This is a genomic window from Bradyrhizobium manausense, assembly GCF_018131105.1.
GTDB classification, from domain to species: domain Bacteria; phylum Pseudomonadota; class Alphaproteobacteria; order Rhizobiales; family Xanthobacteraceae; genus Bradyrhizobium; species Bradyrhizobium manausense_B.
In genome coordinates this window covers 2,880,276-2,904,961 of sequence record NZ_JAFCJI010000001.1, presented here as the reverse complement: position 1 = coordinate 2,904,961, position 24,686 = coordinate 2,880,276, and the positions used below count along the sequence as shown (strand labels likewise).

Sequence of the window (24,686 nt, the reverse complement as noted above, 5' to 3'; positions counted from 1 at the left end):
ACTGATTGTGCAGGGGGGCGTTTTCTATTTGACGCAACCATTCGTATTCAGATTGGCGGGACACCATTTGCGCGCCTGTTCGATCGAGTAGCCGCGATACTTGGTCTGTACCAGGAGGCACTGCGAAAGCGTGCAGGCGCTCGGTTTGCCCGAGCTACGTTGCGCGGCGAATGCAGAGTTGAATGTCACGAAAAGTAACAGAACCCATGCTCCGGCTAGGTTGATCTTCACGAGACGTTCCACTGATCTGCCTACCTTCGAATCTGGATACCGCACTTTGCTGCTCTGTCGGGATGCTGGTCCGCGGGCAGGCCTCCCATACAACGATCGCGCCGCTTGGATTCAGCGACGCTCACGCCGTCGCGCTTGGCTTGGCAGACCGGATCGTGGTGACAGTTTTGGGCATAAATCGGAGTAGCAAGAACAACTGTAACAGCAAGAGTGGCGGCCGAAAGGAAAGTTCTCATCGGTGTCCCTTGAAATGCATTCTTTTGACATGGTTGTAATAGCGCCAGCGTTAAACCACAAAGCAACGACTCTGAAAAGAGCGTCTGAGCGGCTGTCAACGCAACTGCGAGAAGACCAAAGGCCAAGTCGAATACAGCATCGAAAAGAGATACTGTCTCAGCCGAGAGGGATGGGGCATGAACATTCCAAAATCGAAGAACGATGTCTTCACCGCCGTGAGACGGGTGGTGTCGTTCGCTGCCCTCGTTCTGGCTCTATTCGCGGGCGCCGCATCAGGGGAAAATTCCGCGCTCCCCAAACGCCTCGGTATTTTGGCGGGAGTGATCTGCCCTACCAAGGATGCACCAGCTTACTGGGGAGCGATGCTTCATGGACTGGCTGATCGCGGCTGGGTGGAGGGGCAAAATCTCGTGGTGGATTGCGTCAGCGCTGGAGGGCACCTTGAACGGGCGTCCGCGCTGGCAGGTGAGCTCGTCGCGCGACGGCCCGATGTGCTGTTAGGAGCAAGTACCCCGACTGTCCGCGCACTCAAGGAAGCGACAGCGACGATCCCCATCGTCACCGCTGGTGCAAATGCGTTGCGCAACCATATCGTCAATGATCTTGCGCACCCTAATGCCAACATCACGGGCGTGGAGCCGATGATCTTTGATCTCACGGCCAAGCGCATGGAGCTTTTGAAGGATATTCTGCCCCGGTTTTCGCGCGTGGCAATCATCTTGTACAAAGGGATCGGCTCGAATGACCCGGTGCTGATCGAAAGCGACATAGCCACCGCCGGACAAAAGATCGGCTTTGCGTCGCAAGTATTTTATCCCGATCCTGCGGATGTGCAGGACCTTGACAGGATATTTGCGCGGCTTGCCACTGATGGCTTCGATGCGGCCTATATCTTTTCAACGCCTTATACCTTCAAGAACCGGGAGCGGATTGCGGACGTCGCGAGGCAATACCGCGTACCGACAATTTCAGACAATACGGACTTTGCGAGAGCAGGTGTTCTTCTTACTTACGGCCTGGATGTAGGTAGTATCGTCGGAGATACAGCGGAGTATATCGACAAGCTATTGCGCGGTGCTAAGCCTGCAGATTTGCCTTTGAGGGAGCCGACCAAGTTCGAGCTGGCGATCAACCTGAAGACGGCGAAGGTGCTCGGCATCAACGTTCCTCAATCCATCATGGTTCGCGCGAACGAAGTGATTGAATGAGCCGATGCACGCTGCCGGTCGGAAGCCGGCGATCCCGCCTGTGCCTCCAGTTCGATGAAGCGAATTGCGGTCGCAGTGCACCAGACTCTCGACACGGTGAGGACTCTGTCCGCAATTTATGCCCCGTCACCGTAGCTCCCCGGTTCGCAATACGCTATCGGTACCGAACCAAAGGCGTTCATGGACCAGCAAGCCAGGCGGAACAGATCGTGAGTTTCTTCGCGCGTCTCAAGACAGCAGCATCCGCTGAGTGGCGGGCCTACACCGAACATCCCTTCACGAACGGATTGGCAGACGGCTCGCTCCCCGAAGCGGCGTTTCGTCACTACCTGGTTCAGGATTACCTGTTCCTCATCGAGTTTGCGCGCGCCTACGCGCTCGCGGTCTACAAGTCGCCCAGGCTTGCCGACATGCGTGAGGCGGCGGCCGGCCTGTCGGCCATCCTCTATGTCGAGATGGACCTGCATGTAAAACTCTGCGCCGGTTGGGGTCTATCCCCGGCCGATCTTGAGCAAGCCCCTCCGGCGGCCGAGATGCTGGCCTATACACGCTACGTGCTCGACACAGGGATGCGCGGCGATCTGCTGGCGCTCAAGGTGGCGCTTGCGCCTTGCGTGATCGGCTACGCGGAGATCGCAACGCGGCTTGCCTCGCGGCCCGGTGCCGACGCTGCGACGAATGCCTATCGCGTCTGGATCGCCGAGTACGCCGGCGCGCCGTATCAGGAGGTCGCTGCCAAAGCGCAGGCGCACCTGGACCATCTCGCCGATCTCTACGCCACGCCGGCTCGCGAGGCCGAGCTGATTGCGATCTTCAGGGAAGCCACCCGGCTCGAGGCAGATTTCTGGGAGATGGGCTGGCGCGTCGGCCGGCGTGTCGAATAGCGGCTTCGGCAATCGTCAGCCGCCCTACCTCGCCCCCGCCACCACCATCACCACCACCGGCAACGTCACCGCTGCGAGCAGCGTCCCCAGCGCCACTGCGCCCGACACCGGGTTCACCAGCCGCTGATACTGCGCAGCGAAGATGTAGGCATTGGCGCCGGTCGGCATCGCCGCGAAGAGCACGATGACGCCGGCGGCGACCGGCGGCAGGCCCAGCAGTCTTGCGAGCAGATACGCGATGGCCGGCATGGCCAGCAGCTTGAGCGCGCTCATCACGACGACGCTCGGCATCTCGCCCTTCACCTCGAAACGAAACAAATTGATGCCGAGCGCGATCAGCGCGGCCGGTGATCCCGCCTGCGCGAGCAGCTCGACGGTCTTGTCGACGACGGGGTTGAGGCCGAGACCGGTGAAGCGCCAGATGACGCCGAAGCCGATTCCCAGCATCAGCGGATTGCGCACGAGATCCGCGAGCACCGGGCGGATGACCGACAGCACCGAGCCCGTTCGCTTGCGGCTGACGAGCTCCATCTGCAGGATGCCGCAGAGCCACAGCAGCGGCGTGTTCACCGACAGGATCAGCGACATCGGTCCCGCGGCCTCGTTGCCCAGCGCCGAGAGCACCAGGGGAATGCCGAGCATCACGATGTTGCCGTAGACTGAGCCGATCGCGAACACGACTCCGTCCTCGCGGTCCTCGCGCCGTTCGCGCAGCAATTTCGAGATCGCCAGCGCCGCGATCCAGGTCAGCGCCAGCGCGCCGTAATAGGCGCCCCACATCCGGTAGGGGCTGACGTCGGGGAATTCCGACACGACGATGGTGCGAAACAGCAGTGCGGGGATCGCGATGCTGAAGGCGAATTCGGAGATGCCCTTGTGCGCGGCCTCGGAGACGAAGCGAAACAGCACCGAGGCATAGCCGGCCGCGATCAACGCAAACACCGGCGCGACGATCAGGATGGTCGTCATGCGCGCTAAGACCCCAGCTCGATGATCCGGCGCGCCATGCGCACATTGGCATAATCGATCATCTTGCCGTCCAGCGTCACCGCCCCCTGTCCCTGCGCTTCGGCCTGCTCCATCGCCTCCAGGATGCGCCGCGCCTGGGCCAGCTCGTCGCCGGATGGAATGAACGCACGCAGCGTCGGTTCGATCTGGTCGGGATGAATGACCTGCTTGCCGTCGAAGCCCATCGCGGCGGCCTTCTGCGCGGTGCTTTCGGTCAATCTGGCATCGCGGAACGCGCCGCAGGGACCATCGACGGCGCGCAGGCCGAAAGCGCGCGCCGCCACCAGCACGCGCATCATCGGATAGGCGAACAGGTCGAGCGGCGCGGAGGCGTAGCCGCTCTGCGCCGTTTCCGTCTGACGGTAGCCCTCCGGCGAGATGCCGATATCGGAGCAGCGCGCCCCGATCGAGGCCGCGAAATCGCCGACACCGAGATGAAGCGCGCTGACGCTGTCATGCGATGCGGCCAGCGCGTCGACATTGACGAGCCCCAGCGCCGTCTCGATCAGCAATTCCAGCGCGACCGGCGCCGGGCGATCGGGGCCGGCGGCAAGCAGCCGATCGGCAATCGCTGCGATATCGCTCGCGCGCTCCGCCTTCGGCACGATCACCGCATCGAGTCTCGCAAGCGGCGCGAGCGCACGGATTTCCCGATCGATGAAGGGGCTGTCGATGGCATTGAGCCTGACGGCAACGATCTTCGTGCCCCAATCGAGCGTGGACAGCGATCGCACCGCTTCTTCCAGCGCGGCAAGCTTCTCGGAGGGCGGCACGGCGTCCTCGAGATCCATGAACACCGCGTCCGCCATCGAGACGGCCGCCTTCTCGACCAGCCGGGAGCGATGCGCGGGAACGGCCAGATAAGCCCGCGTCGGTCGGCCACGGACCATGGCTAGCTCTCCTTCGTCAGGCCGAGTTCGGCGAGGATGGCGTCGTTGTGCTGCCCGACATCGGGAACGGGATCCATCCTCGGGGTGAGGCCGGGAATGGTGAGGGCGGGCAGGAAGCTCATCAGCGGCCCGCTGGGCGAGCCGACGGTCTGCACGCGGGAACGCGCGTGGAGCTGTTCGTGCGCGAGGAACGCCTCGACCGAATTCAGATGCGCGTTGGCGATCGACGCCGTATCGAGCAGCCGCAGCACCTCGTCGCCGGTCAGGGCGGCAAAGCGCTGCTCGATGAGGATCTGGAGTTCGTCGCGGTTCTGCATGCGCAGCGGGTTGGTGCGGAAGCTCGGATGGTCGGCGAGGGCGTCATCGCCGAGCACGGTCCCGCACAGCGCGCGCCATTCCCGGTCGTTCTGGATGCCGAAGAAGATCGTGCTGCCGTCACCGACGCGGAACGGACCATAAGGCGCAATCGTGGCGTGCCTTGCGCCGGTTCGCGGCAGCAGCCGTCCGGTGCTGCGCGTGTAGAAGGCGGGATAGCTCATCCAGTCGGTGATGGAATCGAACAGCGATGCCTGGAATGCGGTACCCTTGCCGGTGCGCTCGCGGCGATAGAGCGCCATCAGCACGCCATTGAGAATGTACATGCCGGTGGCGATGTCGACCACGGACAGCCCGACCTTGGCGGGCTCCGCCTCGGTGCCGTTCACGGCGAGGACGCCGGCCTCGCATTGCACCAGCAGATCGTAGGCCTTCTTGTCGCTGTAGGGGCCGCCGCTGCCATAGCCCGAGACGTCGCAGGCGATGATTTTGGGGTATTTGCGCAGCAGGGCGGCGGCATCGAGACCGAGCCGCTCCGCCGCGCCGGGCGCCAGGTTCTGGATGAACACGTCGGCCCGCGGCAGCAGTGCGTCGAGCGCCTTGCGGCCCGCCTCGCTCTTGATGTCGATGGCGAGGCTCTCCTTCGACCGGTTGGTCCAGACGAACTGGCTCGACATGCCGTTCATCACGTGGTCGTAGTCCCGGCAGAAATCGCCGGGGCCCGGCCGCTCGATCTTGATGACCCGGGCGCCCCAGTCGGCAAGATGCCGGCTGGCGAGAGGCGCCGCGATCGCCTGCTCGAGCGAGACCACCGTCACTCCCGACAGCGGCAGCTCCGCTCCGTTCTCCTCCATGCGATCGCCTCCACTTGCGCCGACGCTTCCCGACCCGGCGCAGCAGACCAGCCGACCACCCCACGCGTCCTTGATGCTGACATGATGCCCCTGTTTTGCCCGACGAGTCAAATCTGATTTCGCTAAATCCTAATATTCGGATCGCGCGGGCGACTGCCGCGACCTGGCTGCGGCCTGGCCATGAGTTCGCTACTGTGCATGGGGTTGTTTTCGTGTTTTTGGGTCGGGGATGCCGTCCCGCCCCGCCGTCATGGCGGCCGCCCTCCCTGTTGCCGAGACCGCACAGCCGTCGGGTTTCGCCTTGGCCCTCGTTGCCAACGAACGCCGGTTCACCCACACTCTCGCCCGAATAGACACTTGGGGGGATCGATGCCGGTATCTCGCGTCACCACATCCTTGGCTGCTGCAGGCCTTTCGCTCGCGCTCGCCGTTCTGGTCCAGCCCGGCACCGGCCTTGCCTACACGCCCGAGCAGCAGCAGGCCTGCACGCCGGATGCGATGCGGCTGTGCGGCGACTTCGTCCCGAATGTCGATGCCATCACCGCCTGCATGATCCAGAAGAAGTCGCAGCTGTCGCCGCAATGCGCCGCGTTCTTCCGCCGCGGGCCGGAGCCCGGCGAGGCGGCCGCGCGGCGCGCCGGCAAGCCGACCAACATCGCGCCGAAGGCGACGAAGAAGACCAGCAAGGCGAAGGCGACCAAGAAGAAAAAGGCCGAGGACGGCTAGGCTGCCCGCATCCCACGTTCCCGTCTTGAAACCTTGTCGAGCCCTCGCGTCAAAATGACTCAGGGGGCACCAGCCTCGCGACAGCCGCCGGACTCGTTTTGTTCGCGCCACCCTGGCGCCGGCTTGCAGCAATTGCGCTCGTGCCTGGTGACCGGGCCGCCGCGAGGATTTGCGCGGCGAGGTTGTCCTCCCGCTTTTTCCGAAGGATTGATTGAAAAAGCCCGCGTAGACAGCCGTTCATGACGGTTCATGTCTGTCATTGCGCAAGGCAGTGTGACTCAAAAGCCAGTCCGCCCTGTTATTTCGTGGCGACGGCGCAACCGTTGATAAATTTTTCTTTCACGAATCAGCGTGGTGATTCATTTTCGCGGCCTGGGGTCAATCTGGAGGCCAGAGGTATGAACGTTATTGTTTTTGCATCGCGTAAAGGCGGCTCGGGCAAGAGTACCCTGGCCGCACATCTTGCTGCGCAGATCAAGGCGAGCAAGCAAGTGATGCTTGTGGATGCGGATCCGCAAGGCTCGCTCACGCTGTGGCACAAGCTGCGTGGCACCAACGAGCCGCCGATCAAGGCGGCGGTGAACTCGGTCAGCGGCATCGTCTCCGCTGCCAGGCGCGACGGTTACGAGTGGGTGCTGATCGACACGCCGCCGAACCTGTCGGCCGTCGTCGACGACGCCATCAAGAATGCCACCATGGTGGTCATTCCCGCACGTCCCGGCGTGTTCGACGTCAACGCCGTGCAGGAAACCATTCAGATGTGCCGCGCGGCGCGCAAGCCCTACGCGGTCGTGCTCAACGGTGCACCGGCCAAGCGCGACGAAGCCGAAAGCCCGATCGTCACCATCGCCCGCGAGGCGCTGGCCAAGTTCCGCGCTCCGGTGTGGGGCGGTCAGATTACCAATCGTTCCGATTTGTTGATGGCACTCAGCCACGGCGAAGGCGCGCGTGAGTATCAGGCCGAGAGCCGTGCTGCTCAGGAAATTGCAAGGCTGTGGGCGGCGATCGAGCGTTCAGTGAAGGCTATTCGCGGCACGGCGTCGGCATCCGGCGCAATGCACAAGCAGGCGGCATAATTTTCATCAATCATTTCCCCGGACGACAAACGCGCGGTGTCCCGCGCGTTTTGCGTTTCCGGGATCCGGTGGAAATGCGTCAGGCCACCATCAGCATGTAGAACACGATGACCGGCGACAGCGTCAGGATCACCGACCAGATGCCGACGGCCCAGATGATGTCCGCCGTGGAAAAGCCCTGCTGCTCGGTGTCGTCAAAGCCCTGCGCGGCGCCGTAATACGGCGCCAAATCGTTCTGATTGTTCAAGATCGCCCCCGCGATTTCTTCGCTTATGGGGACGAACGATACGCGGGATGTTTTAAGATTCCGGCTTGCGGCGACAACAGCATTTAAGCGCAATCGCGATCCACGGGTTAACCATGCAAGCAGGCTTCGTGGTCAGGCGAGCCAGACCCGAAACAGTAGCACCGGCATCAGGCCGAGCATCACCGCCCAGAAGCCGAACGACGACACCATCAGAATCCCCTGCAAAAGATCGGCAGGCGCGAACATTTCCGCCGCGGTCGGGCGAACGCGTTGCCCCATTGTCATTCCCCCTCTTTGAAAACTTTGCGAGGGAACGATAGGCCCCATTGCGTAAACGAGACGTGGATGCGTCATGCGGCGATAGCGAACAGCGTTCGCGCCCGGTTAACCAAAGGCGCTCTCTCTTGCCTCTCTCCCCGTTGTCACGGGGAGAGAGGCAAGGGGAAGTATTACGCCGCGACCATGACCCGCCGCTCGATCTCGCGATCGAGCGTGGCGGCGAGCTCGCTACTGACCTCCACCATCGGCAGGCGCACTTCGGGGCTGTCGATCAGCCCTGTTCGCCACAGCCAGTACTTCGCCGGCGCCGGGCTCGGCTCGGTGAACAACAGCCGCGTCAGCTCCGCGACCTCCTGCCAGCGCGCCTTGGCCGCATCGTGGTTGCCGCGCCTCAGCTCGCTATAGACGGTGGCGAAGGTCGCGGTTTCGAGATGGGCGGACAGCAAGATGCCACCGTCGGCGCCGTCGCTGAGCGCCTCGAAATAGTTCGCGTCCTCGCCGGTCAGCACGGCAAAATCCTTCGGCCGGTCGCGCAGCAAAGCGATCGACTGCTCGCGGCTTGCGCCGCAATCCTTCAGGCCGATGATGTCGGGGTGCTCGGCGAGCCGCAGCATGGTCTGGTTGGTGATGCCGACGGCGCAGCGATAGGGAATGTTGTAGAGCGCGAGCGGCCAGGCGGCGTGATCGGCCAGCGCCTCGAAATGCGCAAGGATCCCGCGCTGCGACGGCCGCACGTAATAGGGGCTCGCGATCAGATAGAAGTCGATCGGCCAGTCCGCGGTCTCGTCCAGTCGCTCCTTCATCCGCGACGTATCCGCGCCTGACAGTCCGAGCCCGATCGGAACGTTGCGGCGACCCGCCGCCATCTCGTCGCGGACGATGGCGACGAGACGTTCGAGCTCGGCATCGCGCAGCGTCATGCCTTCACCCGAGGTCGCCCCCAGGATGAAGCCGTCGATGGCTTGCGTGCAGTAGTGCCGCGTCAGCCGCCGCAGCGAGATCTCGTCGAGGCGGCCGTCGCGAAACGGCGTCACCAGCGGCAACCACAGTCCGTGCATTTGAGTTCGCAAATCAGTCATGTCCTGTCTCCTTTTCAAGATGAAACCTGAGACGGAGGGCACATGAAAAAACCCCGTCCAGGTGGCGGGGTTTTCGGGATTTGGCAGCGATGACGAAGTCAGCCTAGCGCGCGCAAAAATCCGAGGTCCCCGGATGGGGGCCTTTTTTCGAGACGATTGCGCACGACTTCGTGATCATTGGCAAATGATGCGAGGTATGCCCAAAACTGTCAATACACGCGGAAAGCGAAAGCCTGATTGGGCAGAAAAAAAGCCGGACCCGAAGGCCCGGCTTAGGTATTGGCCACGTGAGGCCGACACAATCACCTTCCAAGAGGGATTACTGAACTCCCGCGCCACTGGAGGAGGGGGACAAATGCGCAACGCGAAGGCTCAGCGTGCAAGCAGTATGGGCTTGGCGAGCGGCATGCAGCAACAGCCGAGGTCGCATGTCAGACATGCGGAAATCAGGACGGCCAGCGCTGCGCCTTGCTCACCACGAAGTCACGGAACACCTGCACGCGCGCGACCGTTTTCAGCTCTTCCGGATAGACGAAATACGTATCGAGCTGGATCGAATCCGATTCGCCGAACAGTTGTACGAGGCGGCTCTGTTCTTCGATCAGATAATCCGGCAATGCCGCGATGCCGAGGCCCTGCTGACAGGCGCGTACCAGGCCGAGAATGTTGTTGACCTTGAAATAGGCTTCGCGCGGACCCGAGCCGTTGCGGCCGGCTTCGATCAACCAGTTGCGGTTCTGCAAGTGTGGCGCGAAGTTGCCGTCGGACAGCGTGATGATGCGATGGGAGTCGAGTTCTTCCAGCGTCCGCGGCGTGCCGAAGCGCTTGATGTAGTCAGGCGAGCAATAGGCGTGGAAGCCCATCGCGAAAAGCTTGCGCTGGATGAGATCCGGCTGCGTCGGCTTGCGGGTCCGGATCGCAACATCCGCCTCGCGCATCGACAGATCCAGCTCCTCGTCGGTGACGATCAGCGAGATCCGGATCTCCGGATAGAGCGCGGTGAATTCGCCGAGCCGCGGGATCAGCCAGTTGATGCCGACGCCGGGCGTGGTGGTGATCTTGAGATCGCCGCTCGGCCGCTCGCGACTGTCGGTCAGTTTCGCGCGCGCCGCCTGGAGCTGCATGAACACGTCATGCGCGGTGCGGAACAACAGGTCGCCCTGCTCGGTGAGGATCAGGCCGCGGGCATGGCGGTGGAACAGTGAGACCGAGAGCTCCTGCTCCAGCGCCGAGACCTGGCGTGACACCGCCGATTGCGACAGGCCGAGCTGCTCTCCCGCATGCGTGAAGCTTCCCGCTTCCGCCGCCGCGTGAAACACCTTCAGCTTGTCCCAATCCATATCCGTAAATCCGTCGCGTGTTCGAGGCATGATCGTTATTCCGCTGCCGCGCGCTCGCTGGCGCGCAGGGCCAAGAAACGTTCGGCCTCGAGCGCTGCCATGCAGCCGAGGCCTGCGGCCGTCACGGCCTGGCGGTAGGTTTCGTCAGCAACGTCGCCGGCGGCGAACAGGCCGGGCACGGAGGTCGCGGTCGAATTCGCTGCGACCTCGACATAGCCCGACGGTTTCAGCTTGATCTGGTCTTTCACGAGCTCAGTCGCCGGCGCATGGCCGATGGCGACGAAGACGCCGTCGGTCTTCACGTCCGTCAGCGCGCCGGTCTTGACGTTCTTCAGCCGCACATGCGTGACCTTGTTCGGGTTCTCGGTGCCGCAGATCTCGTCGACCGCGGAGTCCCAGACCACCTTGATCTTCGGGTGCTTGAACAGGCGTTCTTGCAGGATGCGCTCGGCGCGGAAGTGGTCGCGCCGATGCACGATGGTGACCTGCGAGGCATGATTGGTCAGGTACAGGGCTTCCTCGACCGCGGTGTTGCCGCCGCCGACCACCACGACTTCCTTGTTGCGGTAGAAGAAGCCGTCGCAGGTGGCGCAGGCCGACACACCGCCGCCCTGAAATTTCGCCTCAGAGGGCAGGCCGAGCCAGCGCGCCTGCGCGCCGGTGGCGAGGATCACGGCTTCGGCGAGATAGACGTCACCCGAGTCGCAGGTGAGGCGAAACGGCCGCTGCGAGGTGTCGAGCTTGATCACCAGGTCGGTGACGATCTTGGTCCCGACATGGACTGCCTGCTTCTCCATCTGTTCCATCAGCCAGGGGCCCTGGATCACGTCGGCGAAGCCCGGATAGTTCTCGACGTCGGTGGTGATGGTGAGCTGACCGCCGGCCTGCATGCCCTGGATCAGGATCGGCTCGAGCATCGCGCGCGCGGCATAGATCGCGGCGGTGTAGCCGGCCGGGCCGGAGCCAATAATGACGACCTTTGCATGAACAGGAGCGGACATATTTGCGGACGCCTTTCACGGGGGATTTGCAGCGCGGGCGCGGAACGTGCCGGGAGGCCTCGCGGAGGCGCTGAAATATCAGAGCTAATCTAAGCCTTCTGGTGAGCTATGCAAGAATTGCATTCCCTCTCGGCGGATTTTTCCAACAAGGAACAAAAGTCGATTGCGGTGCACGCGCAATAAAATTGCTCATTTGGCATAGACTGGGTATGAGGATTGCGACGAATCCACCCGATACCGCCATGAAGGCCAGGAGTTCCAATCACGTGTCGCGGAACCTAGACGAGATCGACCTCAAAATTCTCGCCGAGATCCAGGCCGACGGTCGAATCACCAATGTTGAACTCGCCAAACGCGTCGGTATCTCGCCTCCGCCCTGCCTGCGCCGGGTCCGGGCGCTGGAGGAGGAGGGCTACATTCACGGCTACCGCGGGCTCCTGGATGCGCGAAAGCTCGGTTTCGACGTCACGGTGTTTGCCGCCGTGCACCTCTCCAGCCAGGCGGAAGCGGATTTGCGCGCGTTCGAGGAGTTCGTCCGCGCCGAGCCCCTGGTGCGGGAATGCTGGATGCTGTCCGGCGAGGTCGACTTCATCCTGAAATGCGTCGCGCCTGACATGGCGACCTTCCAGGATTTTGTGACACACCTGACCGCCGCGCCCCATGTGCGCAACGTGCGCACATCGCTGGTGCTGCACAATTCGAAATATGAGGCGGCCGTGCCGCTCGACGTCAAGGGACGGCGCTAGAAACGACTCGTCACCGCCGCGTCGCATCCACGCTGATCGGGCCGCCGCCGGCGGCAGCGAGGAACAGGCACGCAAAGCACAGCACGATCGCCAGTGCGCCGTCGTTGACGACGGGAAAAAAACTGTGCGGCAGGTGCTCGATGAAATAGGCGAAGGCCATCTCACCGGAAAGGATGAAAGCGGCCAGTCGCGTGAAGAGGCCGATCATCAGCAGGCCGCCGAGCACGAGTTCGAACATGCCGGCAACGCCCCAGAGCGACAACGGCGTGACCTCGGAAAACATTTCCACCGGTGGAAACTTGAACAGCTTGGCTACGCCATAGTGGAAGAACAGTAGCCCGGTGATGAAGCGGAAGAGGCTGAGCAGATAAGGCTGGCTCTGCGCGGCGATACGATCGATGTCCATCGAGTCCTCCCTTGCGCGGACGGCGGCGCCGAGCATGACTGAGGACGGCGCGGTTCACAATCGGGCGCTCGACAAGTCTCGAAACAGAGAAAGCCGCGCAGAGCGCGGCTTTCCAGGCAGTCTTTGCGGAGTGGACTACCGCCACTCCACCTTGGTGATCTCATACGCCTTGGCGCCGCCGGGGGCGTTGACCTCGACGGTCGAGCCCTTTTTCTTGCCGATCAAAGCGCGCGCCAGCGGCGAGGTGATGGAGATACGGCCCTTCTTGGCGTCGGCCTCGACCTCGCCGACGATCTGCCATACCGCTTTCTTCTCGGTGTCCTCGTCGACCAGCGTCACGGTGGCGCCGAACTTGATGGTGTCGCCGGAGAGCTTGGAAATGTCGATGATGTCGGCGCGCGCGAGCTTGTCCTCGAGCTCGGCGATGCGGCCTTCATTGTGAGACTGCTCTTCCTTCGCGGCATGGTATTCCGCGTTCTCCGACAGATCGCCGTGCGAACGCGCCTCCGCGATGTGCTCGATGATGCGCGGACGGTCCTCGGACTGGCGCTTCTTCAATTCTTCCCCGAGTGCGGCAAAGCCGCTCGCAGTCATCGGAACCTTTTCCATCTCTTCTCTCGTCCTTCGGCTGCGCGCCCGCCAAAACGGAGGGTGCGGCAACCTTGATTCGTCAGTATTTCCGGGGAGCCGAATACACGCCCACCGGAACGTTTAGTGAGGCTGGCGCCGGAACAGAACAACCACATGGCCGGACAGTTCCTCCGGCCATTGTGGCTTGATTGTCAATCACTTAGCGCAAGGCTTACCCCTCGGGGACTTGCCTTTCGCGCGCGATCAGGTTTCCGAAAAGTAGCTCTGCAGGGTACGAACCTCAAGGTCTCCGCCAAGGTAGGCGCGGATGCCCTGCGCGGCCGCCACGGCCCCGGAAAGAGTGGTGTAATACGGCACTTTATGCAAGAGGGCCGCGCGCCGCAGCGATCGGCTGTCGGCAAGCGCCTGCGGGCCTTCGGTGGTGTTGAAGACCAGCTGGACGTCGCCATTGGTGATGGCGTCGACGATATGCGGCCGTCCTTCCAGCACCTTGTTCACCTTCTCGGTCGGGATGCCCTCGTCGGTCAGGAAGCGCGCCGTGCCCGAGGTCGCCAGCACCTTGAAGCCGAGCGAATGCAATTCGCGAACCGCCTCCGCAATGCGCGTCTTGTCGCTCTCGCGCACCGATACGAACACGGTGCCCTTGCGCGGCACCCGTGTGCCGCCGCCGAGCTGGCTCTTGGCGAAAGCGACGGCGAAGGAGCGGTCGATGCCCATGACCTCGCCGGTCGAGCGCATCTCCGGACCGAGCACCGTGTCGACGCCGGGGAAGCGGGCGAACGGAAACACCGATTCCTTCACGCCGACATGCTTGAAGTCGGCCTTCTTCAAATTGAAGTCGGCGAGCTTTTCGCCGGCCATGATGCGCGCGGCGATCTTTGCGACTGGCGTGCCGATCACCTTGGCGACGAACGGCACCGTGCGCGAGGCGCGCGGATTGACTTCGAGCACATAGATCTCGCCGTCCTTGATCGCGTATTGCACGTTCATCAGGCCGACGACGTCGAGGCCGAGCGCGAGCTCACGCGTCTGCCGCTCCAGCTCCTCGATCATCTTGGCGTCGAGCGAGTGCGGCGGCAGCGAGCAGGCGGAGTCGCCGGAGTGAATGCCGGCTTCCTCGATGTGCTCCATGATGCCGACGATGAAGGTGTCCTTGCCGTCGCAGAGGCAGTCGACGTCGATCTCGGTGGCGTCGGACAGATAGCGGTCGAACAGCAGCGGATTCTTGCCGAGCACGGTGTTGATCTGCCCGGTCTTGTCGTTCGGGTAGCGCGCCTTGACGTCGGCCGGCACCAGCTCCGGCAAGGTGCCCAGCAGGTAGTCGCTGAGCTGGTTCTCCTCGCGGATGATCTGCATCGCGCGGCCGCCGAGCACGTAGGACGGGCGCACCACCAGTGGCAGGCCGAGATCGGTCGCGACCAGGCGGGCCTGCTCGACTGAATAGGCGATGCCGTTCTTCGGCTGCTTCAGCCGCAGCTTGTCGAGCACGCGCTTGAAACGGTCGCGGTCTTCGGCGAGATCGATGGCATCGGGCGAAGTGCCGAGGATCGGCACTTCCGCGGCTTCCAGTGCGCGTGCGAGTTTCAGCGGGGTCTGGCCGCCGAACTGCACGATCACGCCATGCAAGGTGCCGTTGGTGCGCTCCTTGGCGATGATCTCCAACACGTCCTCGGCCGTGAGCGGCTCGAAATAGAGCCGGTCGGCGGTGTCATAGTCGGTCGACACCGTTTCCGGGTTGCAGTTGACCATGATGGATTCGTAGCCGGCGTCATGCAGCGCGAAGCAGGCGTGACAGCAGCAATAGTCGAACTCGATGCCCTGGCCGATACGGTTCGGGCCGCCGCCGAGGATGATGACCTTCTTCTTGTCCGACGGCGTGCTCTCGTCGGCAACACTGCCGGCAAACGGGGATTCGTAGGTCGAGTACATGTAGGCGGTGGGTGAAGCGAACTCGGCCGCGCAAGTGTCGATGCGCTTGTAGACCGGACGGACGCCGAGCGCGTGGCGCTTCGCCGTCACCTCGGCTTCCGTCGTCTCGGCCAGCACCGCAAGCCGCGCGTCCGAGAAACCCAGGGCCTTGAGCGTGCGCATGCCGAAAGCATTGCCCGGCAGGCCGTGCTTCCTGACCTTTTCCTCCATGTCGACGATGCCGCGCATCTCGCCAAGAAACCACGGATCGATCTTGCAGGAGTTGAAGATGTCTTCGTTCGACCAGCCGAGCCGCATGGCTTGCGCGACCTGGAGAATGCGGTTCGGCGTCGGCGTACCGAGCGCGGCGCGGATCGCGTTCTTGTCGTCGTCGCGACCCAGGCCCTCGATCTCGATCTCGTCGAGCCCGGTGAGGCCGGTCTCGAGCCCGCGCAGCGCCTTCTGCAGGCTTTCCTGGAAGGTGCGGCCGATCGCCATGACTTCGCCGACCGACTTCATCGAAGTCGTCAGCGTGGAGGAGGCGCCTGGGAATTTCTCGAAGGCGAAACGCGGAATCTTGGTGACCACGTAATCGATCGTCGGCTCGAACGAGGCCGGCGTTGCGCCACCGGTGATGTCGTTGGCGATTTCGTCGAGCGTGTAGCCGATGGCGAGCTTGGCCGCGACCTTGGCGATCGGGAAGCCGGTGGCCTTGGAGGCAAGCGCAGACGAACGCGATACGCGCGGATTCATCTCGATCACGACCATGCGGCCGTCTTCGGGATTGACGCCGAACTGCACGTTGGAGCCGCCGGTCTCGACACCGATCTCGCGCAGCACCGCCAGCGAGGCGTCGCGCATGATCTGGTATTCCTTGTCCGTCAGCGTCAGCGCCGGCGCGACGGTGATGGAGTCGCCGGTGTGCACGCCCATCGGATCGAAGTTCTCGATCGAGCAGACGATGATGCAATTGTCCTTCTTGTCGCGCACCACCTCCATCTCGAACTCTTTCCAGCCGAGGACGGATTCCTCGATCAGGACTTCGTTGGTGGGGGACGCGTCGAGGCCGCGCTCGATGATGTCGAGGAACTCTTCCTTGTTGTAGGCGATGCCGCCGCCGGTACCGCCCATCGTGAAGGAGGGACGGATGATCGCGGGCAGGCCGATCTCGGACAGCGCCATCATGGCCTGGCCGAACGCGTATTCCTGGTAGCGCTTGCGGCGGTCGCTCTCGCCGAGCGTCCATTGCCGATCGAGCTCTTCGAGCGCTGCGCCCGACAGCTTCTCGCGTTCGGCGTGGTACTTGTCGCGGAAGGACTTCTTCAGCTCGGAGGCATTGGCGAGACGCGACCTCGGCGTCTCGAGCCCGATCTTGGTCATGGCCTCGCGGAACAGCTGGCGATCCTCGGCCTTGTCGATGGCGTCGGCGGTGGCGCCGATCATCTCGACGTCGAACTTTTCCAGCGTGCCCTGCCGGCGCAGCGACAGCGCGCAATTCAGTGCGGTCTGTCCGCCCATGGTCGGCAGCAGCGCGAAGCCGCCGGGAACGACGTGGCGTTCCTTCTCGATGATTTTCGCGACGATCTCCGGCGTGATCGGCTCGATATAGGTCGCATCGGCCAATTCCGGATCGGTCATGATCGTCGCCGGATTGGAATTGACGAGGACGATGCGATAGCCCTCTTCCTTCAGCGTCTTCACCGCTTGCGTGCCCGAATAGTCGAACTCGCAGGCCTGGCCGATCACGATGGGACCGGCGCCGATGATCAGGATGGTGGTGATGTCTGTACGTTTGGGCATCAACTCTCGCCGAAGTCGGATTTGGGCACAAAAAAAGGGCGCGCTGCTGCGCGTCCCTTTGGCCGAGAGCGCGGTGGTCTCCCTCGCGCGCGGGTGGGTCTTAGACCAGTTTTCGGGGCGGCGAAACCCCGAAAAACGCCCATCAACCGGCAATTTTGACGGGTTTTGGTCGCGCCTGCCAGCCGCGGGCGAGGTGCACCAGAAGCGAGGCCGCAACGCTCGATCCGCCGATCCAGCCGAGGTCGTTTGCCGAGAGAGTGGCCAGCACCGCTCCCCCCAAGGCACCGCCGATGGCGAAGCCGAGATACATCGCGGAGGCATTGAGCGAGAGTGCGATCATGGAGGCCTGCGGCTCGATGCGGACAATGCTGGCGATCTGGGCCGGATAGAATGCCCAGCCCGAGAGGCCCCAAAGGAAGATCGCGCCGAGCACCGCGTAATGGGCCTGTCCCGGCGTCAGTTTCAGGACCAGCGAATGCAGGATCAGGGCGCTCGCCATGCCGGCGAGGCCGAAGGCCGCGGTCGCGCGCGTGCCGAGCCGGTCCGCCAGGATGCCGCCGAGCATGTTCCCGATCGCAGCCGCGCCGCCAAACACCAGCAGCGCGAGGCTGATTTGCGAGGCGTCGAAGCCGAGGCCGCGCAGCGGGACCGCGAAATAGGTGAAGACGGTGAAGCCGCCGAGCGCCCATAAAATCGTGATCACAAGCGCGATCACCACGTTGCCGTGGCGCGCCACCGCCAGCCGTTCGCTGAGTGAGGCCGTATTGCGGGGCAAGCCCTTCGGCAGGCCGAGCAGGAGACCGGCGAGCGCGACGGTACCGATCATTGCCACCATGGCGAAGGTCGCGCGCCAGCCCAGCCAGCTGCCGACGAGATTGCCGAGAGGCACGCCGATAACGGTCGCAATCGTGAGGCCCGAAGTGACCAGCGCCACCGCGCGGCCGCGCCGTTCCGGTGAGGCGACCGCCACGGACACCGCCAGCGCCGTCGGCATGCACAGTCCGGAACCCAACGCCATCAGCATCCGCGAAGCAAGCAGCAGGGCGTAGTTGGAGGCGACCATTGCCGCGAGGTTTCCGGCGACGAAGGTCAAAAGGGCGAGCGCCAGCACGGTACGGCGGTCGATGTTGTTCAGCGCCACCGCCAGGATCGGAGAGCCCACGGCATAGGTGAGCGCGTAGGCGGTGACCAATTGGCCGGCGGCCGAGACCGAAATCGACAGGTCGCTGGCGATCGCCGGCAAAAGGCCAGCAATGACAAAGCCTTCGGTCCCGATCGCAAAGGCCCCCAGGGCCAGCCAGAACACGCTCATTGTACGAAATCCCCTATGTTCAATGTTTATTGAACTATCGAAGAAGACCAATCCGGAGTCAATTGGTTCAAGAACTATTGAACATCGCGGCGGCATCGCTATGATTCGAACGTCATGAGCCGCACGCCACCCCACCCCACCCGCGAGCAGATCGAGCTGCCCCTGGTTCTGGATTGTCTGAGCGATCCGATCCGGTTGGCGATCGTGTATCAGTTGGCCCAGCAGGAACGTGTCAGCAGCGAGCTTTGCTGCGGCGACTTCAGCGGGCTCGCGGGCAAGTCGAACCTCACCTATCATTTCGCAAAGCTGCGCGATTGCGGGCTGATGCAGACGCGTGTGGCAGGCACGAACCGCTTCATGCGGCTGCGCCGCGAGGATCTCGACGTGCGCTTTCCGGGCTTGCTCGATGCCGTGCTTGGTTCCGCGGCCAAGGATGCGGAGCGGCTAAAGCTGATCGCGGAGTGTGATGTGGTCGAGGCGGAGTGATCTGCGCCACGCGTAGCCCCGCAGGGGAGAAGCGTGGAGACCCGGCCTGGATTTGAACCAGGATGAAGAGCGATGCACCGCTCCCGCGTAGACGATTCCGCCACCGGGCCGCGGCGATCATTGCCCATCGAGGTGTGACAAGCCACCTCAGGTGGTCGTTATGCTTAACGCACCAAAGGCGGCCGCGCGATGAAGGTCATGCGCCAGCGGTTGTGGCCGATGTTGATGTCGGCGCGCTGGCTGGCGAAGCCCGCCGCCTTCAGCTTGGCCGTGATCTCGTCCTCGCTGTAGCGCTGGAGTCCGACGCGCGAGCGCAGATCACGGTAATCCGACAGTGCCGTGCTGACGAGCCCGACCAGCGCGTCCTTCAGGAAGCCGTGACGCAGGCCGAAGGAGAGCAGCGCCGTCACATCCCTGACCATGCCGACATGCGGCTGGAGGATGTCGCCGAGCACCAGCTTGCCTGATGGCTTCAGGATGCGCCTGACATTGACGAGTGCGGCATCGAGCTCCTCCGCCGTCATGTATTGCGCGACCGAGTTCATGACGACGAGGTCGATGGACTGGTCCTGCATCTTGCGGACGTCGTCGAGCGAACGGACGCGGATCCTGGTGTTGGGCGCAAATCGCGAGATCAGCCGGCCGCGCACGCCCGGCGCGGGTTCGGCCAGAATCAGCTGGCCGCAGGCGGCCGCCACCTGGCTCGCCGACAGCGCCTCTCCGCAGGCATAATCCAGCACGATCGCCTCGGGCGAAGAGATGTAGCCGATGATGTCGCGCGCGATGATCTGGAAGTGCAAATCCCGATGCAGCTTGCTGACATAGATCGTATGCGTCGAGTCGTAATAGTCGATCCAATCGTCCATGGTATCCCGCCCAGCGGTTCCTATCTAGGAACCGCGCTGCCCGCCTTGCGTTAGGGGTGCGACGGCGCGCCGTCAATGTCTGCGTCCTAACAGGAAGGTTTCCCGTGAGCAAAGCCCCCAGCAAGGTCTCCCCCGACCTCGACACCCCCACCGATCTGTCCCCCCAGGCGGTCAACAAGGTTTCGGAGGCGCTCAACGTGCTTCTGGCCGACGCGTTCGCGCTGTACCTCAAGACCAAGAATTTCCATTGGCACATCAGCGGCCGGCATTTCCGCGACTATCACCTCCTGCTCGACGAGCAGTCGGACCAGATCTTCGCCACCACGGACCAGCTCGCCGAACGCGTCCGCAAGATCGGCGGTACCACGCTGAAGTCGATCAGCCAGGTCGCGAAGCTCCAGACCATCAAGGACAATAACGAGGACTACGTCCCGCCGCGCGAGATGCTGCGCGAGCTGATGCAGGACAACAAGCACGTCGCGGCGGCGATGCGCAAGGCGCACGAGGTCTGCGACGACGCCGGCGACGTCGCCAGCGCCAGCATCCTCGAAGTCTTCATCGACGAGACCGAGCGCCGGACGTGGTTCTTGTTCGAAGCCACGCGCCAAGAGGGCGGCAACGAGGCGTAGGGCGGAAGCTTTTGTAGGGTGGGTCAGCCGAGGGCGTAACCCACTCTACGGCACCGCTCTTGTCGCTACCGCCACAGCCGCATCAGCGCGCCGTGCTTTCCCGTCACCGGATCGGCCGGTGGCCGTGCGACGTTCGGGATCGTCTGCAACGCCTTGGCGTGGTTCTCCGCCGTGGGCCGCGTGACCTCCATCTTCGATCCCGGCGGATAGGCGCCGATCACGCAGAAATCATCGCTCGCCTTGATGCACTGATGCCCCGTGCCTGCGGGCAGGATCGCGACGTCACCGGCCTTGATGTCCAGCTCCTGGCCATGGTCGCCGCCGAAGCGCACGCGGGCACTCCCGCGCGCGACGCCGAGCACCTCATGCACGGTCGCGTGGTAATGCAGATAGTCGTAGACGCCGTTGCGCCACGTGCCGCCCCAATTGTTCGTTTCGAACAGGTTTTCGATGGTCTGTTCCGGCTGCTTCGAATCGAGCGTCACCGCGCCCTGGTAGACCAGGAAGGGGAGGATGTTGTTCGGCACGAGCCCGTCATCCTCGAAGACGATGGCGAGCGGTTCGGCAAAGTCGCGGACGACGGACATGGCTGGGCTCCTGCGCGCGAGTCACAGGAACTAACGAGGGGCATGAGACGACGTTCCCATAACAAGAAGCCCGGGACATGGCCCGGGCTTGATGTCGTCAAGTCAGTTATATCAAAAACGCGTCTTACGCGCTCTTCTTCTGCCGCATCAGATCGGCGAAGCGCTGGAAGAGATAGTGCGAGTCGCGCGGGCCGGGTGACGCCTCGGGGTGATACTGCACGGAGAACACCGGCTTGCCGTCGAGCTGGATGCCGCAATTGGATCCGTCGAACAGCGAGATGTGGGTCTGCGTCGCGCCAGCAGGCAGCGTGGTCTCGTCGACCGCAAAGCCGTGGTTCATCGAGGTGATCTCGACCTTGCCGGTGGTCTCGTCCTTCACGGGATGATTGGCGCCGTGATGGCCCTGATGCATCTTCTTGGTCTTCGCGCCGACCGCGAGGCCGAGCATCTGGTGGCCGAGACAAATTCCGAAGGTCGGCGTGCCGGACTTGATGACGTCCTGGATGACAGGCACCGCGTACTTGCCGGTCGCGGCCGGGTCGCCCGGACCGTTCGACAGGAATACGCCGTCCGGCTTCATCGCCAGAATGTCTTCAGACGACGTCGTTGCCGGCACCACCGTCACCTTGCAGCCGACGCCGGCGAGCAGGCGCAGGATGTTGCGCTTGATGCCGTAGTCGATCGCGACGACGTTGAACTCGGCCTTGTCCTGCCGGCCAAAACCCTTGTCCCACAGCCAGGGCGTCTCGTCCCAGTTGAAGCGCTGGCCGGAAGTGACCATCGGCACGAGGTCCATGCCTTCGAGGCCGGGCCATTCCCGCGCTTCTTCCTTCAGGCCATGCAAGTCGAACTCGCCGTCCTTGGCGTGCGCGATCACGGCGTTGGGCATGCCCTTGCTGCGGATCAGCGCGGTCAGTGCGCGGGTGTCGATGCCGGAGAGGCCGATGATGCCGCGCGCCTTCAGCCACTGGTCGAGGTGCTTGGTCGCGCGGTAGTTCGAGGGATCGGTGATCGCGGTGCGCAGGATCACGCCGCGCGCGCCAGGCGTCGCGGCCATGTTCACCGTCTCGACATCTTCGTCGTTGGTGCCGACGTTGCCGATATGCGGGAAGGTGAAGGTGATGAGCTGGCCGGCATAGGAGGGATCGGTGAGGATCTCTTCATAGCCGGTCATCGCGGTGTTGAAGCAGACTTCACCAACGGCGTGGCCCTCGGCGCCGAGACCAAAGCCTTCGAGCACCGTGCCATCGGCAAGCACGAGGAGCGCGGTCGGTTTATGGTCCGGCCAGGCGTTATCGTTTTCATGTTGTGTCATGAGCCCGTTTCATAAGGCCCCCGCGCGCGCGCGTCAAAGCAGGAAACGGCGGATTCACATGCGTTTTTGCATATTTGACAGGTCGCCTCAGGCACTTAAGCTTGGCTGAATAATTTCCGCCAATTCCAGGGGCTTGCGAGGCAATAATGGACCGGACGACCCCTGTTGTGCTGGTTCCGGGACTTGCCTCGTCGGCCCGGATCTATGCCCCAATCATCCCGGCGCTCTGGCGGTTCGGTCCCGTGATGGTTGCCAACCATATTCGCGACGACAGCATGGCCGCGATTGCGGCCCGGGTGCTGAGCGAGGCCCCGCCGCGCTTCGCGCTCGCCGGTCATTCCATGGGCGGTTACATTGCGCTCGAGATCATGCGCCAGGCTCCCGAGCGCGTGATGAAGCTCGCGTTGATCAACACCCAGGCCCGGCCCGATACGGCGGAGGCGACCGCGCGCCGCCGCGGCCTGATGGAGCGGGCAAAGCGCGGCGAGCTGCGTGCGGCCCGCGAGGAGATGTTTCCGGAATTGGTGCATCCCTCGCGCCGGGACGATTATGCCATTCGCCAGCTCGTGCACGAGCAGGGCGAGGACGTCGGCGTCGAAGGTTACCTGCGACAGCAGACCGCGATCATCGCGCGGGTCGACTCGCGGCCGACGCTGTCCACGATCACATGCCCGACGCTGGTGCTGACGGGCGATCAGGACAACACCATTCCCAATGCCTTCTCGAAGGAGATGGCGGACGCGATTGCCGGCGCGAAGCTGGTCGTCCTGGAGAACTGTGGACACCTGCCGCAGCCGGAACAGCCGCAGGCGACCGCGCAAGCGCTGGTCGAATGGATCGGGAGCCCGGTTGTCTCAGGGGCACGAACGGCCTAGATCAGGCGTCGGATATTTGAAGGGATAAGGCCATGCTGCGCGACGACATCAACAATGCGGTCAAGGAGGCCATGAAGGCCAAGGACGAGCGCAAGCTCTCCACGCTGCGCATGGTCAATGCGACGATCAAGAACGCCGACATCGATGCCCGCGGCCAGGGCAAGCCGCCGCTCTCGGACGCCGACCTGCTCGGTGTCTTTCAGAAGATGATCAAGCAGCGGCAGGAGTCGGTCGAGCTTTATGACAAGGGCGGCCGCGCCGAGCTCGCCGCGCAGGAGCGCGAGGAGATCGCGGTGATCTCGGCGTACTTGCCGAAGCAGATGTCGGACGACGAGGTGAAGAAGGCGATCGCGGGCGCCATCGCCGAAACCGGTGCAGCCGGCATGAAGGACATGGGCAAGGTGATCGCGGTGTTGCGCGCGAAGTATGCGGGACAGATGGATTTCGGCAAGGCATCCGGTCTCGTGAAGGCCGCGCTGTCGGGTTAGGCAGTCGCGCTGCAGGCCTGTCGCGAATTAACGGTCTATCGTCTCGTCATGCCCGGCCTTGTGCCGGGCATCCACGTTCTTCAAAGTGGTGAGAAGAACGTGGATGGCCGGCACGAGCCCGGCCATGACGAGAACCTCCGACGAGCAGGGCCTCTTCCATGAGCAACATCAAACCGTTCCGCATCGCCATTAGCGATGACGTCCTCACCGACCTCAAATCGCGCCTCGCCCGCACGCGCTGGCCGGAGGCGGAGCTTGTCGAGGACTGGAGCCAGGGCGCGCCGCTGAAATGGATCCAGGAGATCTGCGCCTATTGGGCCGACGGCTACGACTGGCGCGCGCGTGAGGCCAAGCTCAACCGCTTCGACCAGTTCACCACCGAGATCGACGGGCTCGATATCCATTTCCTGCACGTCCGCTCGAAACAACCCAACGCGCTGCCGCTGATCGTCACTCATGGCTGGCCCGGCTCGATCGTGGAATTCCAGAAAGTGATCGCGCCGCTGGTCGATCCCGCCGCCCATGGCGGCAATCCTGCTGATGCCTTCCACGTGATCTGCCCGTCGCTGCCGGGCTTTGGCTTCTCCGCAAAACCGAAGACCACCGGCTGGGGCGTCGACCGCATCGCCGCGACCTGGGCCAGGCTGATGGATCGGCTGGGCTACGCGCGCTACGGCGCGCAGGGTGGCGACTGGGGTTCGGCGGTGACGACCTCGCTTGGCGCGCAGGATGTGGAGCATTGCGCAGGCATCCACATCACGCTCGCATTCAACGCCGCGCCAAAGGTCGAAGGCGACCCGACGCCGGAAGAGAAGCGCGCGCTCGCCGGCCTCAAGCATTATGTCGATCTCGACTCCGGCTACTCGAAGCAGCAATCGACGCGGCCGCAGACACTCGGCTACGGCCTGACGGACTCGCCGAGCGGGCAGGCCGCCTGGATCCTGGAAAAGTTCTGGGCCTGGACCGATTGCAACGGCCACCCCGAGAACATCTTTGACAGAGATGAGCTGCTCGACAACGTCATGCTTTACTGGACGACAGAGACGGCGACCTCCTCGGCGCGCCTCTATTGGGAGAGTTTTGGCAAGCGCCGCACGACACCCAAAGTTACGGTGCCGACTGGCGTCGCCGCGTTTCCCAAGGAGATCATCACGCCGGTGCGGCGCTGGATGGAGCCGAATTTTTCCAACATGACCCATTGGAGCGAGATGGAAAAGGGCGGGCACTTTGCGGCCTTCGAGCAGCCCGAGCTGTTCGTGCGCGACGTCAGAAAATTCTTTGCGACGGTGCGCTAGGCCGCCT

The 24,686-nt window shown here is 63.4% G+C and carries 25 protein-coding genes; 10 read left to right on the top strand and 15 right to left on the bottom strand.

The annotated features are described in order from the left end of the window. The first annotated feature begins 644 nt into the window (after positions 1-644). Together JQ631_RS13845 and tenA are read left to right on the top strand one after the other, a co-directional pair. Positions 645-1,676 carry an ABC transporter substrate-binding protein gene (locus JQ631_RS13845; RefSeq protein ID WP_212326910.1) on the top strand — a complete coding sequence of 344 codons (1,032 nt, stop codon included), beginning with the start codon at positions 645-647 and terminating at the stop codon, positions 1,674-1,676. A gap of 209 nt (positions 1,677-1,885) precedes the next feature. Then, complete coding sequence (gene tenA / locus JQ631_RS13840) at positions 1,886-2,560, top strand: thiaminase II (RefSeq protein ID WP_212326908.1); 675 nt, start codon at positions 1,886-1,888, stop codon at positions 2,558-2,560. A 24-nt stretch (positions 2,561-2,584) separates the two neighbouring features. Here tenA and JQ631_RS13835 read toward each other — a convergent pair whose 3' ends face one another. The 3 genes from JQ631_RS13835 to JQ631_RS13825 are packed head-to-tail and all read right to left on the bottom strand — an operon-like array spanning position 2,585 to position 5,627. Beyond that, positions 2,585-3,529, bottom strand: coding sequence for an AEC family transporter (locus JQ631_RS13835; protein ID WP_212326906.1), 945 nt, complete (start codon positions 3,527-3,529; stop codon positions 2,585-2,587). A gap of 5 nt (positions 3,530-3,534) precedes the next feature. After that, a complete protein-coding gene (locus tag JQ631_RS13830) occupies positions 3,535-4,458 on the bottom strand; it encodes an HpcH/HpaI aldolase/citrate lyase family protein (protein WP_212326904.1) in 924 nt (307 codons plus the stop codon). 2 nt (positions 4,459-4,460) lie between these two features. Continuing rightward, entirely contained in the window at positions 4,461-5,627 is a 1,167-nt protein-coding gene (locus tag JQ631_RS13825; RefSeq protein ID WP_212326902.1) for a CaiB/BaiF CoA transferase family protein, read from the bottom strand. 369 nt (positions 5,628-5,996) lie between these two features. On the opposite strand from JQ631_RS13825, the gene JQ631_RS13820 reads away from it, so the two are divergent. Further along, positions 5,997-6,353 carry a hypothetical protein gene (locus JQ631_RS13820; protein WP_212326900.1) on the top strand — a complete coding sequence of 119 codons (357 nt, stop codon included), beginning with the start codon at positions 5,997-5,999 and terminating at the stop codon, positions 6,351-6,353. Positions 6,354-6,751: 398 nt separating this feature from the next. After that, positions 6,752-7,429: a ParA family protein gene (locus JQ631_RS13815; RefSeq protein WP_038948136.1), complete on the top strand. Its 678-nt coding sequence runs from the start codon at positions 6,752-6,754 to the stop codon at positions 7,427-7,429. A 79-nt stretch (positions 7,430-7,508) separates the two neighbouring features. Here the strand turns inward: JQ631_RS13815 and JQ631_RS13810 are convergent, their stop codons facing one another. The 5 genes from JQ631_RS13810 to trxB form a co-directional block, all read right to left on the bottom strand. Next, the gene (locus JQ631_RS13810) at positions 7,509-7,676 is read right to left on the bottom strand and encodes a hypothetical protein (RefSeq protein ID WP_212328665.1); all 168 of its coding nucleotides are present in this window, start codon (positions 7,674-7,676) and stop codon (positions 7,509-7,511) included. A gap of 132 nt (positions 7,677-7,808) precedes the next feature. Further along, positions 7,809-7,955, bottom strand: coding sequence for a hypothetical protein (locus JQ631_RS13805; RefSeq protein WP_212326898.1), 147 nt, complete (start codon positions 7,953-7,955; stop codon positions 7,809-7,811). A 170-nt stretch (positions 7,956-8,125) separates the two neighbouring features. Then, positions 8,126-9,034 (bottom strand): 4-hydroxy-tetrahydrodipicolinate synthase family protein, encoded by a 909-nt coding sequence (locus JQ631_RS13800; RefSeq protein ID WP_212326896.1) that lies wholly within the window; start codon positions 9,032-9,034, stop codon positions 8,126-8,128. 446 nt (positions 9,035-9,480) lie between these two features. Next, complete coding sequence (locus JQ631_RS13795; RefSeq protein ID WP_187436649.1) at positions 9,481-10,404, bottom strand: LysR family transcriptional regulator; 924 nt, start codon at positions 10,402-10,404, stop codon at positions 9,481-9,483. A 5-nt stretch (positions 10,405-10,409) separates the two neighbouring features. Further along, positions 10,410-11,375, bottom strand: a complete 966-nt coding sequence (gene trxB / locus JQ631_RS13790; RefSeq protein ID WP_212326895.1) for a thioredoxin-disulfide reductase — start codon at positions 11,373-11,375, stop codon at positions 10,410-10,412. A 266-nt stretch (positions 11,376-11,641) separates the two neighbouring features. Here trxB and JQ631_RS13785 point away from each other — a divergent pair, with 266 nt between their 5' ends. Beyond that, complete coding sequence (locus tag JQ631_RS13785; protein WP_027534298.1) at positions 11,642-12,121, top strand: Lrp/AsnC family transcriptional regulator; 480 nt, start codon at positions 11,642-11,644, stop codon at positions 12,119-12,121. A 10-nt stretch (positions 12,122-12,131) separates the two neighbouring features. On the opposite strand, the gene JQ631_RS13780 is transcribed toward JQ631_RS13785, so the two are convergent. From JQ631_RS13780 to JQ631_RS13765, 4 genes are all read right to left on the bottom strand, one after another. Further along, positions 12,132-12,527 carry a DoxX family protein gene (locus JQ631_RS13780; RefSeq protein ID WP_212326892.1) on the bottom strand — a complete coding sequence of 132 codons (396 nt, stop codon included), beginning with the start codon at positions 12,525-12,527 and terminating at the stop codon, positions 12,132-12,134. A 135-nt stretch (positions 12,528-12,662) separates the two neighbouring features. Next, positions 12,663-13,136 (bottom strand): transcription elongation factor GreA, encoded by a 474-nt coding sequence (gene greA / locus JQ631_RS13775; RefSeq protein WP_212236205.1) that lies wholly within the window; start codon positions 13,134-13,136, stop codon positions 12,663-12,665. 225 nt (positions 13,137-13,361) lie between these two features. After that, positions 13,362-16,826: a carbamoyl-phosphate synthase large subunit gene (carB, locus tag JQ631_RS13770; protein WP_212326890.1), complete on the bottom strand. Its 3,465-nt coding sequence runs from the start codon at positions 16,824-16,826 to the stop codon at positions 13,362-13,364. Positions 16,827-16,968: 142 nt separating this feature from the next. Then, positions 16,969-18,138, bottom strand: coding sequence for an MFS transporter (locus JQ631_RS13765; protein WP_212326888.1), 1,170 nt, complete (start codon positions 18,136-18,138; stop codon positions 16,969-16,971). A gap of 114 nt (positions 18,139-18,252) precedes the next feature. On the opposite strand from JQ631_RS13765, the gene JQ631_RS13760 reads away from it, so the two are divergent. Further along, positions 18,253-18,624, top strand: coding sequence for an ArsR/SmtB family transcription factor (locus JQ631_RS13760; protein ID WP_212326886.1), 372 nt, complete (start codon positions 18,253-18,255; stop codon positions 18,622-18,624). Positions 18,625-18,788: 164 nt separating this feature from the next. On the opposite strand, the gene JQ631_RS13755 is transcribed toward JQ631_RS13760, so the two are convergent. Continuing rightward, positions 18,789-19,490, bottom strand: a complete 702-nt coding sequence (locus JQ631_RS13755; protein WP_212326884.1) for a class I SAM-dependent methyltransferase — start codon at positions 19,488-19,490, stop codon at positions 18,789-18,791. 104 nt (positions 19,491-19,594) lie between these two features. Here JQ631_RS13755 and JQ631_RS13750 point away from each other — a divergent pair, with 104 nt between their 5' ends. Further along, on the top strand, positions 19,595-20,119 hold the full coding sequence (locus JQ631_RS13750; protein WP_212326882.1) for a Dps family protein: 525 nt from the start codon (positions 19,595-19,597) through the stop codon (positions 20,117-20,119). A gap of 65 nt (positions 20,120-20,184) precedes the next feature. Here the strand turns inward: JQ631_RS13750 and JQ631_RS13745 are convergent, their stop codons facing one another. Further along, positions 20,185-20,706: a cupin domain-containing protein gene (locus tag JQ631_RS13745; protein WP_212326881.1), complete on the bottom strand. Its 522-nt coding sequence runs from the start codon at positions 20,704-20,706 to the stop codon at positions 20,185-20,187. Between the two features lie 124 nt (positions 20,707-20,830). After that, positions 20,831-22,021, bottom strand: coding sequence for a glutamine-hydrolyzing carbamoyl-phosphate synthase small subunit (gene carA / locus JQ631_RS13740; protein WP_212326880.1), 1,191 nt, complete (start codon positions 22,019-22,021; stop codon positions 20,831-20,833). 146 nt (positions 22,022-22,167) lie between these two features. Here carA and JQ631_RS13735 point away from each other — a divergent pair, with 146 nt between their 5' ends. From JQ631_RS13735 to JQ631_RS13725, 3 genes are all read left to right on the top strand, one after another. Next, positions 22,168-22,896, top strand: coding sequence for an alpha/beta fold hydrolase (locus tag JQ631_RS13735; protein ID WP_212326879.1), 729 nt, complete (start codon positions 22,168-22,170; stop codon positions 22,894-22,896). A 32-nt stretch (positions 22,897-22,928) separates the two neighbouring features. Next, positions 22,929-23,384: a GatB/YqeY domain-containing protein gene (locus JQ631_RS13730; RefSeq protein ID WP_212326878.1), complete on the top strand. Its 456-nt coding sequence runs from the start codon at positions 22,929-22,931 to the stop codon at positions 23,382-23,384. Positions 23,385-23,542: 158 nt separating this feature from the next. Beyond that, positions 23,543-24,679 (top strand): epoxide hydrolase family protein, encoded by a 1,137-nt coding sequence (locus JQ631_RS13725; protein WP_212326877.1) that lies wholly within the window; start codon positions 23,543-23,545, stop codon positions 24,677-24,679. Positions 24,680-24,686: the final 7 nt, after the last annotated feature.